The sequence below is a fragment of the Dysgonomonas sp. BGC7 genome, assembly GCF_001261735.1.
In the GTDB taxonomy this organism is placed as follows: Bacteria; Bacteroidota; Bacteroidia; order Bacteroidales; family Dysgonomonadaceae; genus Dysgonomonas.
The window spans coordinates 1-17,449 of sequence record NZ_CVRP01000002.1 but is presented as its reverse complement, the minus strand read 5'-3'; the positions used below and the strand labels follow the sequence as shown (position 1 = coordinate 17,449).

The window sequence follows — 17,449 nt, the reverse complement described above, 5'->3', positions numbered from 1 at the left end:
ATAATTATCAAACTTGATAAATTGGTTATTTGAAGACAAATTTTCAATTTTTCTTGATTTAATATTTTCTTGAAAATAAGATAAATATAAAATTGTCTAACTATCGATATAACTTTTAATCAGGATATAAAAACTGAAAACGTTCACACTTACACTATGTCTAATTTTAAAACTGTCAATTCGTATGAAACAAAAACCTTTATTTATCGCTTTCTCCACCCAAAAGGGAGGAGTAGGCAAAAGTACATTCACAATCCTGGCAGCAAGTTACCTGCATTACCAAAAAGGGCTGAATGTTGCCGTGATGGACTGTGACTACCCACAGTGTAGCGTCCATGACATGCGCAAACGGGAGATCCGTCAACTGGAAACCAACCTGCACTACCAATCCAAAGCTATTACCCTATTCGAATCACTGGGTAAACAGACTTATCCGGTTGTCTGCTCTAAACCGGAAGAAGCTATATCCAGAGCGGAAGAATTTTTATCAAAAGAGGCTGCCGGTTATGATGTCGTCTTTTTTGATTTGCCCGGAACAATTAATAACGAAGGGGTGATTGCTACCTTTATGGGGATGGATTATGTCTTTGTTCCCATGTCTGCTTCCCGTCTCTCGATGGAAAGCACCCTTTCGTTTATTATCCCCGCCAGTGAATTGATACAGGAACATACGGATATAAACCTGAAATCCATCCACTTATTCTGGAACCGTATCGACGGACGGATCAAAAAAGAATGGCTCACCCATTACCAAGGCGTTATCCGGGAGTTCGGTTTATCCCTGATGCAGACAGCCATTCCCCAATCCGTCCGCTATGACAAGGAGCAATCTCTGGAGGGCAGCGATGCCGTCTTTCTCTCCACCATATTCCCTGCTGATAAGAACCTGGTCAAAGGCAGCAATTTGGATATGCTGATCGATGAGCTACTGGATATTATTCACTTAAAACCCCGAATATAATGGCAACAAAAAAAACAGCAAATAAATACGATGATCTGCTCAAATTGGTACATAACGGTATTGATCCGAATCAGCCTGTACATAAAACAGAGCAGGAAGAGAAAGAAACAGAGCCTACTGATATTATACCAGATGATTCAGATACGGCAAAGAGTGAGCCAGAACAGGATAATACACCTGCATCGATAACAACAATCTCAACAGAACTCCCATTATCCAAAGCTCCCGCAAAAAGAAAACGTAAAACCCAGGATGACTATCAGGAGGCATTCTTTGTACGGGTGGATTTTACCCACCGCAAACCACTCTATATTACGGCTGCTACCCATCGCCGCCTGATGCGTATTGTCCACCTGATGGACGAATCCAAAGCTACCATCAGCAGCTATGTGGAAAATATCATTCAGCATCATCTGGAGACCTTTAAAGAGGATATAGACACTATTTACCGTACAAACAATCTTAACCCTACAGAGTAATGGAGACATTGATAAAAATACTTATAGCCATAAACCTGTGGCTATGGATCAGCTTGTTTCTGATCAGTCCATCGCATCGAAGGGCATTTGTGGATATGCACCGCAGCATGGTATTGGATATATATAAAGCAATAAAAGAACAAATGCTAAGGTTGTCTAAAATAGCACTCGGCTTTATAGCACAGAAATTAAGTAAAGCCTCGCTTTATATGGAAGAAAGCAGTTATGATTTGCGTGTGAGTGTAGCCCGTTCGCTTGTCAGCAAAGAACTCTTGGAAGAATTGATGCATAAGAACCTTGTTGCTGCTATTTCCCGGGCACGGATGATGGATCAGGGAGATTCCGGGGTGATATGGGATGACCTGGAAACAATGGGAGAGCTGGCTACGGGTAAAGAAGTTGGGGATGAAGGCAAGAGAACTTCGATCGAGACAGCCTTCAAGCTATGCAATACGGAATTCTTCGAACAACTGATCACCCGTATCCCCCGTGCTCAGGAACGCATCCTGCTGGCTCTGGACAAGGTAGAGGGCAACACACCTTATGAGTCGGTCAAAAATGAGGCATACCGCAAGTTTATAAGGGAATAGGCATATTCGGGCAAGGTATAGATGTAGAGATATATAAGATCGGACAGGCAATAAAAGCAGCCTACGGATTCATTTCCGCAGGCTGCTTTTATCTTATGGAGAACGAAAATCACAGAGTACCGACGCCATACGCTTCCAAATCAGCGCCATTCTATACAGTGCAGGAGGCCGTGCCCAAAACTTCCCACAATTAACTCTTTCTTTGTCCGTCTACTTGGACGAGACAAGTTGTCTTATTTCATTTTTAGTTGTCATTTGAACCTGTCAACCTATTCAAGGACGAGACAGTCTTTTCAAAGGTGACAAATGACGACAAATAGCGACAAATGGTGCCACAGGGGAAAAACTTGCTATTTAGTGGTATATATTGCGATTGTAAACGAAATTATTCATTATAAAAAGTAACGTATATGGAAGTAATAAACATGGAAGCGCAAACCTTCGAGGCGATGATGAGCCGTTTCGAGGCTTTTTGTGACAGGGTGGAAAAACTGTGCGGGGATCATCAGGATAAGAGCCTGCACCGCTGGTTGGATAACCAGGACGTGTGCCGGATACTGAATATCTCCAAGCGTACCCTTCAGACTTACCGGGATAACGGAACACTGTCTTTTACCCAGATAAACCATAAAATATTCTACAAACCTGAAGATGTGGAAGCAGTTATTAACAAATTAAAATCAAAGAGGTATGAGTAACCAAATTATGACAAAAGAGAATGATCGTATAAAACGGTTCTTCGGTTCATTGGACAGGGTGTTGGACAAAATAGAAACAGCACTGGCAGGATGTAAACCAACCCTGAACGGGGAACGTTTTCTGAGCGATCCTGAAGTATCGGACAGGCTGAAGGTTAGCCGAAGGACATTACAGGATTATCGGACCACAGGCAAGATACCCTATATTCAGTTGGGCGGTAAGGTGCTGTACCTGGAAAGTGATATACAAAAGCTATTGGAGGAAAACTACCGTAAAGGATGGCAGTGAACTTCAGATGTGGACTAAGCTAGCCCAAACCCAACTATTTTTTTCTTTTTCATCCGGTAACTTTTACCATACAGCCAGGCAATGGTAAATAAGACAAAGCTTTTCCTGTTCAGGAAAACCCTTTAGGGCTTCGGCTTTGGCGTTTTACCGGCTTGCTGTTCATTCGTGGACGGATAAATAAGAGAATCATTATTTAATCAATTTTGTTTAATCATGAATAGAAGCAGCATGACAATAGCAATTAACTCTTTATAATAGACCCCATTCGGATAGAAATACTTATTTTTGTTCTAACAAATAAAAAAATGCATTATGTGGTCTGACTGGAAAGAACAAATCAAACACCAGCCAAAGGTAAGGCACAGTTTATTGTGGGAATATGACCTTTGCAGTTTTGACTGGCAATATATGAGGGCTCTGGTAGTAGAGCGTGTTATAGAAAGGGGCTGGGATGAAGATTATTATGCCTTGTTCGCTCTTTACGGGGGAATGGATGGAGTCAGACGAATCATACGGGATGAAGTATTGATCCTTTCCGATAAAGATATTGCTTTTGTTTGTACCGCTTTTAACTTAAAGAAGGAGGATCTCAAATGTTACATACGCAAACAGTCGAGACAGGCACTTATGAACTCTTAAAATCTATTATGAGTGATACCGTATTCGATCAATTCTCATTGGCCGGAGGTACTGCTTTGTCATTGCTTATCGGACACCGAAAAAGCATCGACCTTGATTTATTTACCGTAGAAGAATTCAATCCCTCATGGCTTGAAAAATATTTACAGGATAAATATGCTTTCAGAGGTGACTTTCGCGAAGGACTCAGCCTGAAAGGTGAAGTTAAGGGTGTCAAACTGGATTTCATCCGCCACGATTATCCGGATGTAGAAGCTAGAATAGAGGATGATGGTATACGCTTATACAGTCTGAAGGATATTGCAGCGATGAAACTATCGGCTATTGCCGACAATGGTACCCGGTTGAAAGACTTTATCGATGTGGCTTATTTATCGGGGTATTTATCGCTAAAAGAAATGCTGACGGCATTCGGAACAAAATATCCGCAGACAAACCCCTATCGCGCAGCCAAAGGTCTTAGTTATTATGATGATATCCGTTTTACGGAAAAGATAGACCTTTTAGGTAAGGACTTCAACTGGGAGGATATTACCATCCGTTTGTCAGCTATGACCAAGGAAGAAAACAAGCGTTTTGATGTGTTGAATAAAGCACAAAAAGAGGAACGGGTTCAAATTCCCAGAAGAAAGAGCAGGGGCATAAGATGAGTTGTTCGCATAAATAGATAAAAATCCTCAATCTGTATAATTTCAAAGGGCTGTATCTGACTGTAAGAAAAAGCTTATAAACACATAGCTTTTTTCTCTAAATACAGGTAGGCAGTAAGTCCCTGTAGAGAGAATCAGACATACAGAAGCTATTGGAGGAGAACTACCGTAAGGGAGGGCAGTAGGACGAGAAAAGGAGTATTATGACAATCCGGTCTTATGCAGAGGAAGAGGGGAGCAGCTTTTGTTCCCCTCTCTTTTGTATTTTATTGAGTTGACCTTAAGCCGGCCCTGTATCCTATGCGTCGGATGTCGGCTTCGCATGCTATGTCCCTTTGGCTCCACAGATGAGGAAAGTTAAGCGTCAAATTTTTAGCAGGAAATACTATACCGGAGTGATAACGCAGGGTGTAGTATTTTCTGCTAAACTCGTAGAGCCTGAATTTGACCGCTTGGCTTATCCATGTATTTTCGCCAAAGGGATATGGTGCGAAGCATAATCTGTCGGGTAAAAGGGTATGCTAAAAGGGAAACAGAAATTATTTGGCACCTCGCTCTTCTGAAATAGATACTTCTACTATATCAGAGTGAAACTAGCCGTCTCCTGCATAGGAAAAAGCTCAGAACCATTTGTGGTATTTTGCTTGTTTGTTTCTTTCTTTCTTTCTTTATGGATGCAAAACAAGCAAATAAACACTGGCATGTCTTTTATATAATTAACCCCTTATGACAGAAGCTCCTTTCAGATATACTAATCTTAGTATCCCGGGTTTTGCGTCATTTTAGGATTAGCATTCATTTCCGATATCGGAATTGGTAACAAAAGTTTATTTTCCGAAATATCTAATACTTGTTTAGCTTTATCAAAGCGTTTCAATGCATAAAAATACAGGCCCTCATTTTTCAAGTCTTCTTTCCACTCATTTATTAAAGCATCTTCTATATTAGATGAACTATTGATTGAGGTACGTCCATTTCTATTACGAACTTGATTTAGATAAATAATAGCTTGATTCGCATTACCTAATTTAAGATTTGCTTCGGATGCCATCAATAAAATATCGGAATAACGGCAAACAGCTATATTATCTCCTTTTTTAATTAAATCACGATAAGGGATACTTGAATAGTCATTTGAATTTGGCAATTCAAAAATATTTTCTTTATTGTTCCCTGCATATATAGAATTAATATCATTGCTTAATGAGAACTTGCCACTATTAATTATAATATTGACGGCTTCCAAAGCTCTATTGTATTCTTCATTTTGTAAAAATGCTCTTGCCTGAACCGCTTTTGCAAAATATTTAGAACATTCAAATTGATAGCTGCTCTCCGGTAAATTCTGATAGGCACTTTCAAGCTCATTAATAACAAAATTCAAGATCTCTTTTTGCGGAGCGCGAGCGAAATAAGGGTTGTCTATAATATTTGAAGATGTAACTAAAGGCACATCACCCCATAGAGTTACCATATTTAAATATTTATATGCCCGGAAAACTCTCGAATAATATTGATATTTTTTGAACCAATCTAAATTAGTTTCACCTGATTTTTCTATAAGTGTATTATCATATCTTATCGCTTTATAAGTAGAACTCCACAAGTCACTAGGTAAAGCCATATATGATGTGAGATTATGCTCGTAAATTGACTTTAATTCGTAATAACGGTTAAGATTATCGCTACTAACGGTATTTGTATATACCCCGTCGAATAAGTATTGGTTTTGGATAAATGTATATAATTGAGCTACAGAGGCAGTACAGAATTGTTTCACCATTTGCTCTGACGTAAAGACATCCTCCGTTGTGATAACATCATTCGGTTTATTTTCCTCGTATGTATCACCAATTTGCCCGTCACCATCACCATCAATAAATAACTCGAAATTTCCAATTTCAACAGTTTTACCTAATTCGTCATATCTTTTCTTGATATTATCTTTGATATTGGAATAACTTAGTTTAAGGCTTGATTCTGCAATTTTATTTTTAGTGTCTTGAGTTATTGTTCCATCAGAAAGATCATTCCTCAATGTACTCATAAATTCAGTAAATTGAGCGTCACTCCTCTCATTTAATAGAATAGAAGAAATTGCTATCAATATATTTGCAGATGTATTATTGGCTGTTATACTGGTCTCCTCCGGGATCATTAGTTGATTGGTTATTAGAAAAGCATTCAATAGTTCTTTTTGTGCTTGCTGTTTTGCCTCTTGAAAACTTTTGCCCGAAGATACGAGATTTATAACACGCGGCATTTCTAAATGCGTTAGAGTATTGACATTGACATTTGCTTTATCTACATTATCAATAGAACTTATCGCCTCCAGAGAAACCGGAGCATCAGATAAACGACCGGTGTATTCATTAAAGTAAAATCCGGTTACAGACAACTTAATATATTTAGAGACTAAAGATGTCGATGTCGTTATCGAGAAAGCTCCTTCATTATCTGTTTTAGCTTCAAATACACGCCCTGTTGCATTTAGATTATTATCCAGTTCATAGATACTGACAGAAGATCCTGAAACAAAAGGCCCCTTTTCAACCAACCCCTTAATACTGCCAATGTTTACATTTTCTTGGCTATCATCATTGCTGCATGATATAAAACATAAAAGAGGTATGAGTACAATAAGGAATGAGAATAGTAAAGTTTTTTTCATGTTATATTTTTATTTTGAATAAAAAAATTCTTATATCAGTCGAAAGCCATCTCTATCTTTTTTATTAAATCTGAAGATGGGAAAAGTAAATCCAATAAAAGCAGCAAAGATTCTTCAGAGGTTGGAGTAAGCCCATGATAGATTAATTCACTTCCCTTGAACACCTGCATATCCATACCTCCCCCTGTATTTATAGATAGTTTATCATGTTTATAATAGAAGATCGAAATATTATCTTTTTCTACATGGTGGCAAGTGTCCTTTTTAATTCTCTTGAACCCTAAATTTTCAAAACACTTGCTTATATTAAAGTCTGTTTGTATAAACATATAATTAATTGTAATCTGTTTGTATTCGTATTTATATATTAGATATTAAATCAAGATCAAAATTATAATCCTTCTGATATTGCAAATGTATGTTTTTTTTACCACATTACCTTCTTAATTATATCACCAGGCAGTTTTTTGTATCTCTGTATAGATCCAAAAGAACAGTATTTATACCACATCAACTCATCAATGTATGTCCATCATATATACTTAAATAAAACCCTTCAAGACCACCTATAAATAGTATTAAGAATTCATCATTTATGTGATTTTCTTTATATTGCTCTTGTATCATATCAATATCTACTTTTGACGGTATCGGATATTTTTCTGGATGAGTATGCCACTCTCCTAGATATATAGTTCTACCTTTCGAGTTGTGAAACTCATAGTTAATTAATATTTGTGCAACCTTTTTATCCCGTTCAAATGAATATCGGTTATTTTTATCAAAAACAGAAGGTAATGACAGTTTAGAGATGTATATATTATAGTCATTTGATACAGAGCCCAATATTATTCCACCTGCTTCTTTCTTATGGTTTTTATCCTGTTTATACATATTTAGAATGGAGATAACGTTTTCTGGAACATGTACTTTGTATTTTCCTCTTTCAATTATCTGAGTCATAACTTAGTGATTTGATAACTATATGATTTACCTATATTCCTATTTAACGATATATTCAGTTCATCTGCAATTAGCGTATTTCCTGTCCACCTAATAACAACGCTTTCTTTACTAGTACGTTTTATTATGCTATTTATCTCTTTGTATATTTCCGACAAAAACAAAACAAGGTCATTCTGGGAATAAGGAGAATAAGATGTTTGGCAACCAGCTTCATTTTTAGATAATAATGGATTATTTGCTCTATATTCGCTTGAACTTATTACATTAAATAGATAAATATAATTTTCAAAAATGCAATTTTCTGTTATTTTATTTTCAGGATGAATATAAAGACAGTGCCCTCCCAATAAATATGGTTCAACCCAGAGAATAAATACAGGTACAGTAATCTCACCTGTATTTATAAGTTTTAGTAAATAATTTTCTATGTTTTGATTCCCGATGGCAATAAATGCGTAGTCGTTATCATTGACAAATTCAATATGATGCAGTAAAACTGTCTCTAACTTAGTCGTTTTTATTTCCACACTTTGATCGGGACGAGTATTCTTGATATACTTTTTTATTCCTTCAGTTTTAGGAGCGTTTATAGAATCGATACCTAAAAGGTGCCTACCGATATTTTCAATTGTCAAGATATCCTCATCAATTAATTTATAATCGGGATAATTCACTGCATTTAAGAAATATATCAGATTCGACCCGACACTCCCTAGTCCGGCAATCAGAAACTTTAATTTAGGCTGAATAATTCCAGCTGTGCGTTTTTCAATCCTATCATTATTATATGTATTAACATATATCCTATTTACATAATCATTCTTTTGAAAATTTGTAAATATCTTCCAATTATTTAGCGTACCGGGGCGAAAGCCATTTCTTTTTGTATTAAAAGCCGTATGTACCCATCCTAATATATGTTCTCCATTACGAAAGAAAATATATTTACTTATTGGTAAAGATTGGTTTATATATTTCCGAAATAAGGGGAATGATTCACAGCTTATCTTTGTCTGTAAATCTTTGTTCTTTATGGAATATGGAGGTTGCTCTTCTAATTTATAATCGCTTAAAAATAAGGCTTCCTGTTCTTTCAATTTATAGCCCTTAACTCTAAAGAACTCTAAGAATAGGGAAGATACCTTTGCCTCATCCGATAAAATATAGCTAAAACCTCTATAGTGAGGTTCAAGCTTATTTAGTTTAATCAAACATGTCTCTGTCGGATAAATACTTAGCAAATTCAAGTAGCTGAGAATTTTGACTTCTGGTTCTTCGCTATATTGTTGAACCCAATATGCTTTTATTTCATTTCTGAAATCATCACTATTGCTCCCTTCCAACCCCTCCTGAATAATTTTCTTTATTCGCCTCAAGCAAATTAAAATAATGCCTTTGGGGTTATCTGGATCTAAAATCAAGGTATCTTCTTCAAATATGCAAATAGACCTGTCACTATCTAAATGTGGTATATATTTTAATTTATTATAAGAATCTTCCGTTACATAAATTTTAGGAATGGAGAGAGGAAAAGATTCTTTGAAATACATGTAAAAAGAAACCTCAACAAGGAAACTATTCACTTGTATCTCAGTATTAAATTCCCACTTCTCTATATATCCCTTCTTTAAGTCTTTGAAATCCCTTATAATAGATTCAGATTTACTCAACTCAGTGAAAGCTGATTCTAAAACAGTATACACCATTTATGCACTTTTAGCATTTTGATTTATTATTGCCGGAGATGAATATGTTTTAAGATTAGACTGCTCATCTTTATCTTTGGCTGTAGAGCAGGAAAAACGCTCTCCAAAATGTTTCTGCCATTTCAGGCAACCCTCCTTTTGATTTGTATTTTCTATAGCCTGACTGGCTGATTTAACAAAACTATCCAGATTGTTAAGAAAGTTATTTTTTCTTGTATCACTATAACCTGCAAATAAATCTTCATTGCTAGGTGTCGTCGGTCGGTAACATTTAAAAATGCCCCCTTTAGAATCATCTATTTTATTTTGAATGTTAATCAATGTCTCTTTCATCGCAATATCATCCCTTCCATTATAAGAAATATTATTAGTAACCAAGATTGTTAATATAAACCCGGGGGGCATTTTTGTAGAGGACATTGTATTTTTATAGTCAGCCCAAGCTTTAAAGTATCGTACAACCCGTCTTAATTGCTTATTCGAATCTGCCTTTGTATTAAACCATTTATAGAATTCTTCAGGATCACTGTCGAGCCATTCTTTCGATGTGTGAGCTAATTCGGGTATACTATTTTTAATATCTTTTCTTTTATAATATATTGGCAAATCAATATGGTGACCATCTGCATATAGAACGCGAACACATGTTGTCCGATCCTGAGCTCCTTTGCTAGTATGGTCAGCAACTGCATCATATATCCAGTTATGGTATGTTTGTTCTTCGTATCTATCAGCGGGCTCTTCATTTCCCATAAAGTAAATCCCATCATCAATATCATATTTATACAAGTTCTTTTTATCTTCGTCTGACCATTTGGGAATTGGGTTAACTGTTGTTTTCATAACAAAAGATCCTTGACTATTAAATTTCGGCTGTATTTCATCAGACTTATTATCTTTAAAATATTTCCGTATTTTTTCCCGTAAAGCCTTCCTATTCTTTTTTAGTTCATCTTCTTTTGTCTGTGAAAGAGCAATTGTATCATCAAATGCAATGAATTGTTCATGATTATTTGCCATAAGCTTTTATAAATTTATGATATATGTTTTTTTTGTAGTGAACATCCTTTTTATCGAATCTTTCCGGTACCAATCATCTGCTTGAGACAGCCCCTGGCCTTTTATAAATCTCAAGGCTTTTTCAGAAACAACGTCCATCCCAATAAGTTTTTCTTGCTCTTTACATATGATTGTACTGGGTATTCTGTGATAATCGAGTTCTATATCGCTATGATTCTGAAGAAAGTTAAGAGTATTGTGAGTAAATAAAGCCTGTCCTACAAAAAAGGGACTAATGAGATCGGCTCTCCATCGAGCTGCTGACCTATATCTGTTACTATATATCGGTTTACCCTTTTTTATCTCTAAGCTGCCTATAGATAACAGCTCAACAGAATTATAATCCTTTTTTGGACCGACAAAATGCGCTATGGCTTCTGTTAAACCAACCAAAGCCGGATTGTTAGCCCACAATCCCCCGTCAACATATTGTTTTTCCAAGTTCGATATGTGGCAAAGAGGAAAATACGTTGGTGCAGCCGATGTGGCAAGAGCAATATCAACATATTTTATCTTGTTGTCCCTTCCATAATCTCCTTCTTTATGATCAAATTTGAAAACACATGTGCTGGAGTCTGTTAAGTTGAATGCTGGTATACAGAGAAGATTATGACTTTCGCCCAATAGCTTATCTTCAAATATTTCTTCAAGATATTTTTTCAGATTGACTTCCGAATATTTTCCACCATAAAAAAGTTGTCTTAGAAGGCTGAATCTCCTTTTTGAGAAAATTGTCGGTCCTTTATCAAAGTAAAAAGAAGATATAGTTTTAGCCGGTACTTTCAATGATAAAGCAAGAGCAATTAACCCACCGGTAGAAGTTCCACAGAGTAAATCAAAATGATCAGAAGTTAAACAATTATATTTCTCCTCAAATCTTTCGAGTATCGTTGACGAATACAGTCCTTTTATACCACCTCCATCTATTGAGAGGATTTTAAAAACTTTTTTTTGTTGCTCCATTCCTTATGTGTTAGCCTTTCGTAAAGATATAGAAATGAAATAAATATAACAATAGAAATCATCAACATTCATTTAATAAAGTAATATTTCTTATTTTTATAGGATTATAAATATTAAAAGGGACTCTGTTTTTAATAAAAAAAACGGTCAACCTGTAATTTGTTATATATTATTTATTATAAACATATATGATATTGGCCAATATAGATACAAAATATAGACAAAGGCGGGCTTCCAATAATTAATGGCCTGGCTTTGTATTTGAAAAATACATTATTTAATTTAGAAGGTAATTATCTATTTTCTGAATTTTATCCGTGAGTTGTATAATAAGCGAATGTGTGTTGATTATCTTTACCAAGTACTTTCTAAAAACTATAGCCTGTGGAGACTGGATATGGAAAGCAAGAGCAATAACCATCTCCAACCCATAATACTCCGGATAGACTTTTTGTCCCTCGACTGTACAGCACATGGAGTAATCACCATTCACAATACCCGATTTCTCAATGACACGGATATACCGTTTTGCCGTCCGGTAGTAAATACCAAATAAATTGGCTATTTCCCCGATATTCATTCTTACGTTGTTTGGAACAGTTACTATTCCATTATCGCTCATTGTAATTACTTCTCTTATTTCTCTCTTCATGGTAGGCTTATATTATTATTGAGGTTTGAACTGCTGTGTTTTGCGCTATTTTTCTTCGTTTGATTAGCTTATCCATATCTTGCGATATTTTCTGCTCTGTAATCTGTGCATATACCTGAGTCGTATTGATATTTGCATGTCCCATCATTTTGGCAACGCTCTCTATCGAAACTCCTGCCGAGAGCAACAAGGTTCCGAAGCTGTGCCTGCTTTGGTGGTAGGAGAGATTTTCTTTCAGATTGATTAATGTTCCTATCTGATTGATCTCGTACCAGATCTTATCACGGACAGGCAAAGGGAATACAGGCTTACTGTCATCTTCGATATTGTATAACAGAAGAATTTGCTCCGCTATCGGATGCAGGGGGATAAATGCCTCTACATTTGTTTTTACCCTACGTTTACGAATATACAATCTACCTTCCGCTGTTTTTCCTATATGGTGTGGATACAATCCGTATATATCTACATAAGCCAACCCTGTTACTGTTGAAAAAATAAAAGCCCTGCGTACCAGTTCCAACCGTTCTTCAGGCATGGGAGTTTCCAGCAGTCGCTGTAAATCATCTTTACCGATGTGTTTATGCTTGGGAGGTTCTTTCTTCTCGTACCTCACCTCTTCCAACGGATTACTTCTTAATACTTCCTGATCGATAGCGATGTATATAAGCCTGTTCAGCCAGGTGATACATTTATTGATATAGCCTGCCCTGCGTTCCCCTACGGTTTTCAGAAAGAGTTTGAACGATTCGCCGAACTCCTCGGTAATATCCGAGAAAGAAATGTCTTTCATACCTTTGGAACATAGGAACTCTTTCAGGTTCCGTTGTGATATTCCCGATTGGCGGTAGCTTGTCGTAGAGTTTATTTCGATGGAGCGAAGCCGCAGACGTTCACGCTCCACTTCGCCTGCCTGTAGTAACGTGGTGGGGATAGAGTTAACCCCAATGATGGTGTTTTTTAATAGTTCCGCGCTGATAACTCCCTGTTCTCTCAATATATGATTGTAGGTGTTCTCTATACGGTTACGATAGGCTATCAGCTTATTATTTTCTCTTTCTATTTTGATGGTACTTTTTCTGGCATTCCAATCTTCAGGGCTGCAATAGATACCTGTTGTGATAACGCTTTGTTTTCCGTCTATACTGATCCGGCACAGAATAGCTGTGGTACCGTCTGCTTTTACTTTGTTTTTATTGATATAGAATAATATTCTGAATGTACTTCGCATAATGATATATTTTTAAATGTTAGATTCATATTGTTATTAACTCATATTCCGGTTATAGGATTAATTTCAAATTGCTGGTTGCTTCGATAAACTTGTCCATATCCTCGAAAAGCTTTTTGGGAGTAACACGGGCATAGACCTGAGTTGTTTTAATGTTACTGTGCCCGAGCATGCGGCTGATGGTTTCTATAGGAACTCCCTCTTCGAGCGTAATTAAACTGGCAAAGCTATGTCTTCCTGAATGATAGGAGATCGGCTGTTTAATATCCGCCATAATACGTAATCCTCGCATGTTGAGTTGTACCACTTCTGCAGACTGTATAGGAAACAGGGTATCTCTATTCTCATCCTTATATTTTTCAAGCAGAGCAATAGCTTCGGGCAATAGTTTGACACGGGCTTGGAAATCGGTTTTCTTCCTGCGGTATTTAAGCCAAAGATTATCTTCTTCATCAGTATAAAGATTATCTTCCGTTATGCGAACAACATCTGCATAAGAAGTACCTGTATAGCAAGCGAAGAGGAACAAGTCTCGGGTAAGCAGATGCGAATGACGGTTGGCAGCAATCTCCAAGTCCCGTATCTTTTCAAAACTCTCCCTGCTTAATGCTTTTGGTGTAGATTCTTTTTGTTTAGGCAGTTTGTAATGGGCGAAATGAAGTTTTTCGGAATACCCTTCTTTGAAGGCAATCTTACAGATCTTTTTCAGGATGGCCAGATAATGACGGACTGTATCCATTGAATAGCCCTGTTCGAGAAGAACGAAGTCCTGATACTCCCGGATGAACAGCTCGTTCAACTGCCCGAAAGCGATATCTTTGGTCTTGAACTTCTTTTTGATGAATTTGCCTAATGACCGATAGGTGTACACATACCCGCTTAAGGTAGTCGGGGCAACATCGATGCCGATACGGTCACGCAGTTCTTCCATATGCCTGTCAAGGAGTGCAAGCAGGGTTATTTGTGCTCCCATACTTCCCTGATACAGATTTTTTACGGCTTCCGCATCAAAAGGCTTCTTACGGGCAATGAGGCTGTCGAATGCAGAATGAACACCAAGCAGGAGTTTTTCTATTCGTTGATTAACCTCCACCGCTTCACGGCTTTTTCCGTCCAATCTGCTTTCTCTTGGATTCCATAAAGAGGGGGTACAGGATAATTTCAGGCTGAACTGAGCCATAGATCGTCCGATGGTTATCCGTCCCATGATGGGAGCTTTACCTGATTTATCCAAACTGCTTTTTTTCAGGTAAAGCAACACCTTTAATTTTTCTTGTTTCATACACCTATAATTTTATGGGCTTTGCCGCATGGCAAAGTTACCGGTTTTATAAGTGCTCTTTGTTATGCAAAATGCTGTGAATCAGAACAAACAAACCCGAACTATATTTCTCCGATATGTAATAAGTTACCTGTTTTAATTCGGTAACTATCGTGGTAACGAATTGGTAACTGAAATACTGCTATATTTTACAATATCCTGCTTTTTAATAAAGTAGCAGATTAGAGTAATTTGATTCATATTAAACGAGTTACGTTTGATTCGCTGCGTTTCGCTGATTACCGCTTTACCGATTATTATTCACGTAGCGCGCCATACCTATGCCACTTCTGTTTGCCTTGCCAATGGAGTTAGTCTCGAAAATGTGGCTAAAATGCTAGGGCATTCAGATACGAAGATGACCCGGCACTATGCTCGCGTGCTGGATAAAAGTATTTTGAAAGATATGCGTAAGGTGAATGAAAGGTATAAGAATGTCCAGTCTGAATAATTGCATATAAATAGGATTATTTCAGTAAGATGAGGTAATCCTATTAATATTTATTGTTCGCGGCTATTCATCTTTTTGCATACAAATATTTGTTTCTCAAATTTGTTTTCAAATATTTCTTCTTTGAACCCATCGAATTTATTAAGAATTTTAAATCCATGAATACTTAAATATGCATCTAATTCTTGAATAGGAGATCAAAGCCGTTATCTGGCATGGAATGTTGTTGCCGGACTACTGGAGATAATGAACGCTACCCTTGAAATGCGAAACTCGAACAATGAAATAGTTGCTAGAATAGATGGAGAGACAGGAGCCGCACTCTTTGCTAAAGGTAAAGCCACATTTAATAAAGACGGAAACATCAAACTAAAAGATGCCAACATAGAGGCTATGGAGGGCAGCTTTAAAAAATTAACAGCTGTTGATGCTGACGGAAATAATACAGATTGTTACATCAATTTCGATGGCTCGGTACAGAAAATGACGTTTGTAGGTGATATGCAACATCTGGGGGTTAATACCTCCGGCAGACCATGGCGCTTCATGTCAAATAATATTTGGTGCAGGGCAAGCTTCGGACATCAAATGACAAATACTGTTTATGTAAATAACAGTACGGCTTTCTTATTGGTCAATGGAAGTACCGATGGGGCGGTTAACGTAAATCTCAGCTCTGTTATATATAATGGAAAAACTGTTTACTATATTCCGTTATTTGGTAACACAGGTGATGCAGCCGGATTTCCTGTAGATCTGGTTGTTATAGAGACAACAGGTAGTACCGAGTACAACTATACATTTACAGGCGGCTCTCTAACCAAGATGATTACGCTTGTGAACAGTAATGACCTATTGAGTACTCACATTTTCATCGATGGAGCAGACCATGAAATAAACGGAGGTGTTGTCACATCTTTCGTAAAGGTGAACGGCTTACGAAATCCAATAGGTAATGACTCAAAAATAGGATATGGCTGGCTTCGTGGACCAAGTAATGATAACGATTGGAGTTAGATAAAATATCGCAGAATATATATTTTAAGATAAAAATGAATATACGAAAATGATACAGGCATTATTAAGTGAGAATTACGATTCATTACGCTTTCATCTGGCCATAGTGGGTATTATGTGGCTGATCGTGGCTATTGCTATGACTGCCGATCTTGTTAGCGGATGGCGTAAAGCAAAAGAGAGGAACGAAGCCCGGACTTCTTACGGACTGAGGCGTACAGTTACGAAGTTTGTCCTCTATTACGCCATGATGCTTTTTGCTTTCATGTTCGACTGCATCGGAATGTTCTTTTATGATAACCCTTTTGTGACGTTGATTGCTGCGGGATTTCTGATATTCATAGAGGGTAAGTCGATACTCGAAAAAGCACACGATAAGGATAAGAGAAAGCTCAATAAGAGCCTCGAAGATTTATCTATAATACTGGAGAATAAAGAAGACCTTATCAAAGGAGTAGCAGAGGTAATAAAACATCAAATAGAAAAAGAAAATGAAATCACAGACAAGAGGGTATCTGAATAATAACCCCGGCAATATCGAGCTTAATAAAGATAAGTTTCAGGGTGAAGTAATCCCATCAAGAGACAAGCGATTCAAACAGTTTCAGTCGATGGCATACGGCTATAGGGCCATGTTTGTTACCCTGCATACTTATCTGACCAAGTATCAACGAAATACTATAGAGAAGATAGTAAAAGCGTGGGCACCGCCACAAGAGAACCATACACAGGTATATATTAACTCTGTAGAGAAATGGTCAGGCGTACTGAAAGATAAGATACTGACTGAGTATTCAGCAGAAGATTACATTAATATAGTAGCTGCTATGTCACGAATGGAGAATGGTGTAATTGCAGATATGGCAGATGTAAAAAGAGGGTTTGTACTTCAAGACAGGATAAAATGAATAAGACAATAAAAAATGAATTAAAAATGCTTCTGATAGGGGTATTCTTATTATTTATTCTATGGCTCTTTACAAGCTGTAAGCCTCAATATATACCTGTAGAAAGCATAAGAACCGAATGGCGGGATAAATATATACGGGATTCAATCTTTGAAAAAGAATTTGTGCGCATCTATCAGATTGGAGATACAATCTTCA

General features: G+C 37.0%; 20 protein-coding genes and 2 pseudogenes. 13 read left to right on the top strand and 9 right to left on the bottom strand.

Features of this window, described 5'->3' with window-relative positions; genetic code table 11:
* The first annotated feature begins 184 nt into the window (after positions 1 to 184).
* The 8 genes from BGC7_RS01525 to BGC7_RS17800 all read left to right on the top strand — a co-directional run bounded on the left by BGC7_RS01525 (position 185) and on the right by BGC7_RS17800 (position 4,806).
* The gene (locus BGC7_RS01525) at positions 185 to 961 is read left to right on the top strand and encodes a ParA family protein (protein WP_050699800.1); all 777 of its coding nucleotides are present in this window, start codon (positions 185 to 187) and stop codon (positions 959 to 961) included.
* Positions 961 to 1,440 carry a DUF3408 domain-containing protein gene (locus tag BGC7_RS01520; RefSeq protein WP_050699799.1) on the top strand — a complete coding sequence of 160 codons (480 nt, stop codon included), beginning with the start codon at positions 961 to 963 and terminating at the stop codon, positions 1,438 to 1,440. The genes BGC7_RS01525 and BGC7_RS01520 overlap by 1 nt, the downstream gene beginning before the upstream one ends.
* Positions 1,440 to 2,030 (top strand): hypothetical protein, encoded by a 591-nt coding sequence (locus tag BGC7_RS01515; RefSeq protein WP_050699798.1) that lies wholly within the window; start codon positions 1,440 to 1,442, stop codon positions 2,028 to 2,030. The genes BGC7_RS01520 and BGC7_RS01515 overlap by 1 nt, the downstream gene beginning before the upstream one ends.
* Positions 2,031 to 2,440: 410 nt before the next feature.
* On the top strand, positions 2,441 to 2,728 hold the full coding sequence (locus BGC7_RS01510) for a helix-turn-helix domain-containing protein (protein WP_050699797.1): 288 nt from the start codon (positions 2,441 to 2,443) through the stop codon (positions 2,726 to 2,728).
* Positions 2,721 to 3,017, top strand: coding sequence for a helix-turn-helix domain-containing protein (locus tag BGC7_RS01505; protein ID WP_050699796.1), 297 nt, complete (start codon positions 2,721 to 2,723; stop codon positions 3,015 to 3,017). The genes BGC7_RS01510 and BGC7_RS01505 overlap by 8 nt, the downstream gene beginning before the upstream one ends.
* A gap of 312 nt (positions 3,018 to 3,329) precedes the next feature.
* The gene (locus BGC7_RS01500) at positions 3,330 to 3,656 is read left to right on the top strand and encodes a DUF6922 domain-containing protein (RefSeq protein ID WP_006799146.1); all 327 of its coding nucleotides are present in this window, start codon (positions 3,330 to 3,332) and stop codon (positions 3,654 to 3,656) included.
* 8 nt (positions 3,657 to 3,664) lie between these two features.
* Positions 3,665 to 4,306 (top strand): nucleotidyl transferase AbiEii/AbiGii toxin family protein, encoded by a 642-nt coding sequence (locus tag BGC7_RS01495; protein WP_050699795.1) that lies wholly within the window; start codon positions 3,665 to 3,667, stop codon positions 4,304 to 4,306.
* A gap of 347 nt (positions 4,307 to 4,653) precedes the next feature.
* Positions 4,654 to 4,806 (top strand): hypothetical protein, encoded by a 153-nt coding sequence (locus BGC7_RS17800; protein WP_157258613.1) that lies wholly within the window; start codon positions 4,654 to 4,656, stop codon positions 4,804 to 4,806.
* A gap of 257 nt (positions 4,807 to 5,063) precedes the next feature.
* Here BGC7_RS17800 and BGC7_RS01490 read toward each other — a convergent pair whose 3' ends face one another.
* The 9 genes from BGC7_RS01490 to BGC7_RS01450 form a co-directional block, all read right to left on the bottom strand.
* On the bottom strand, positions 5,064 to 6,977 hold the full coding sequence (locus BGC7_RS01490) for a RagB/SusD family nutrient uptake outer membrane protein (RefSeq protein WP_050699794.1): 1,914 nt from the start codon (positions 6,975 to 6,977) through the stop codon (positions 5,064 to 5,066).
* 35 nt (positions 6,978 to 7,012) lie between these two features.
* Positions 7,013 to 7,306 carry a hypothetical protein gene (locus tag BGC7_RS01485; RefSeq protein WP_050699793.1) on the bottom strand — a complete coding sequence of 98 codons (294 nt, stop codon included), beginning with the start codon at positions 7,304 to 7,306 and terminating at the stop codon, positions 7,013 to 7,015.
* A gap of 181 nt (positions 7,307 to 7,487) precedes the next feature.
* Positions 7,488 to 7,940: a Mov34/MPN/PAD-1 family protein gene (locus tag BGC7_RS01480; RefSeq protein ID WP_050699792.1), complete on the bottom strand. Its 453-nt coding sequence runs from the start codon at positions 7,938 to 7,940 to the stop codon at positions 7,488 to 7,490.
* Complete coding sequence (locus tag BGC7_RS01475; protein WP_050699791.1) at positions 7,937 to 9,649, bottom strand: E2/UBC family protein; 1,713 nt, start codon at positions 9,647 to 9,649, stop codon at positions 7,937 to 7,939. The genes BGC7_RS01480 and BGC7_RS01475 overlap by 4 nt, the downstream gene beginning before the upstream one ends.
* The gene (locus tag BGC7_RS01470) at positions 9,650 to 10,669 is read right to left on the bottom strand and encodes a CBASS cGAMP synthase (protein ID WP_050699790.1); all 1,020 of its coding nucleotides are present in this window, start codon (positions 10,667 to 10,669) and stop codon (positions 9,650 to 9,652) included.
* Positions 10,670 to 10,675: 6 nt separating this feature from the next.
* Positions 10,676 to 11,671, bottom strand: a complete 996-nt coding sequence (locus BGC7_RS01465) for a CBASS cGAMP-activated phospholipase (protein WP_050699789.1) — start codon at positions 11,669 to 11,671, stop codon at positions 10,676 to 10,678.
* A 277-nt stretch (positions 11,672 to 11,948) separates the two neighbouring features.
* Positions 11,949 to 12,323: a helix-turn-helix domain-containing protein gene (locus BGC7_RS01460; RefSeq protein ID WP_050699788.1), complete on the bottom strand. Its 375-nt coding sequence runs from the start codon at positions 12,321 to 12,323 to the stop codon at positions 11,949 to 11,951.
* Between the two features lie 7 nt (positions 12,324 to 12,330).
* Positions 12,331 to 13,554: a site-specific integrase gene (locus BGC7_RS01455; RefSeq protein ID WP_050699787.1), complete on the bottom strand. Its 1,224-nt coding sequence runs from the start codon at positions 13,552 to 13,554 to the stop codon at positions 12,331 to 12,333.
* A 52-nt stretch (positions 13,555 to 13,606) separates the two neighbouring features.
* Positions 13,607 to 14,836 (bottom strand): site-specific integrase, encoded by a 1,230-nt coding sequence (locus BGC7_RS01450; protein ID WP_050699786.1) that lies wholly within the window; start codon positions 14,834 to 14,836, stop codon positions 13,607 to 13,609.
* Positions 14,837 to 15,137: 301 nt separating this feature from the next.
* On the opposite strand from BGC7_RS01450, the pseudogene BGC7_RS17545 reads away from it, so the two are divergent.
* The 5 genes and pseudogenes from BGC7_RS17545 to BGC7_RS01430 form a co-directional block, all read left to right on the top strand.
* Positions 15,138 to 15,326 (top strand): annotated as a pseudogene (locus tag BGC7_RS17545) (tyrosine-type recombinase/integrase); the annotation flags it as partial.
* Positions 15,327 to 15,590: 264 nt separating this feature from the next.
* Positions 15,591 to 16,343, top strand: a complete 753-nt coding sequence (locus tag BGC7_RS01445) for a hypothetical protein (protein WP_185112934.1) — start codon at positions 15,591 to 15,593, stop codon at positions 16,341 to 16,343.
* 49 nt (positions 16,344 to 16,392) lie between these two features.
* A complete protein-coding gene (locus tag BGC7_RS01440; RefSeq protein ID WP_050699784.1) occupies positions 16,393 to 16,866 on the top strand; it encodes a phage holin family protein in 474 nt (157 codons plus the stop codon).
* Positions 16,835 to 17,251, top strand: coding sequence for a structural protein P5 (locus tag BGC7_RS01435; protein WP_050699783.1), 417 nt, complete (start codon positions 16,835 to 16,837; stop codon positions 17,249 to 17,251). Before BGC7_RS01440 ends, BGC7_RS01435 begins: the two co-directional genes overlap by 32 nt.
* Positions 17,248 to 17,449: pseudogene (locus BGC7_RS01430) on the top strand (hypothetical protein); the annotation flags it as partial. The gene BGC7_RS01435 and the pseudogene BGC7_RS01430, both read left to right, overlap by 4 nt.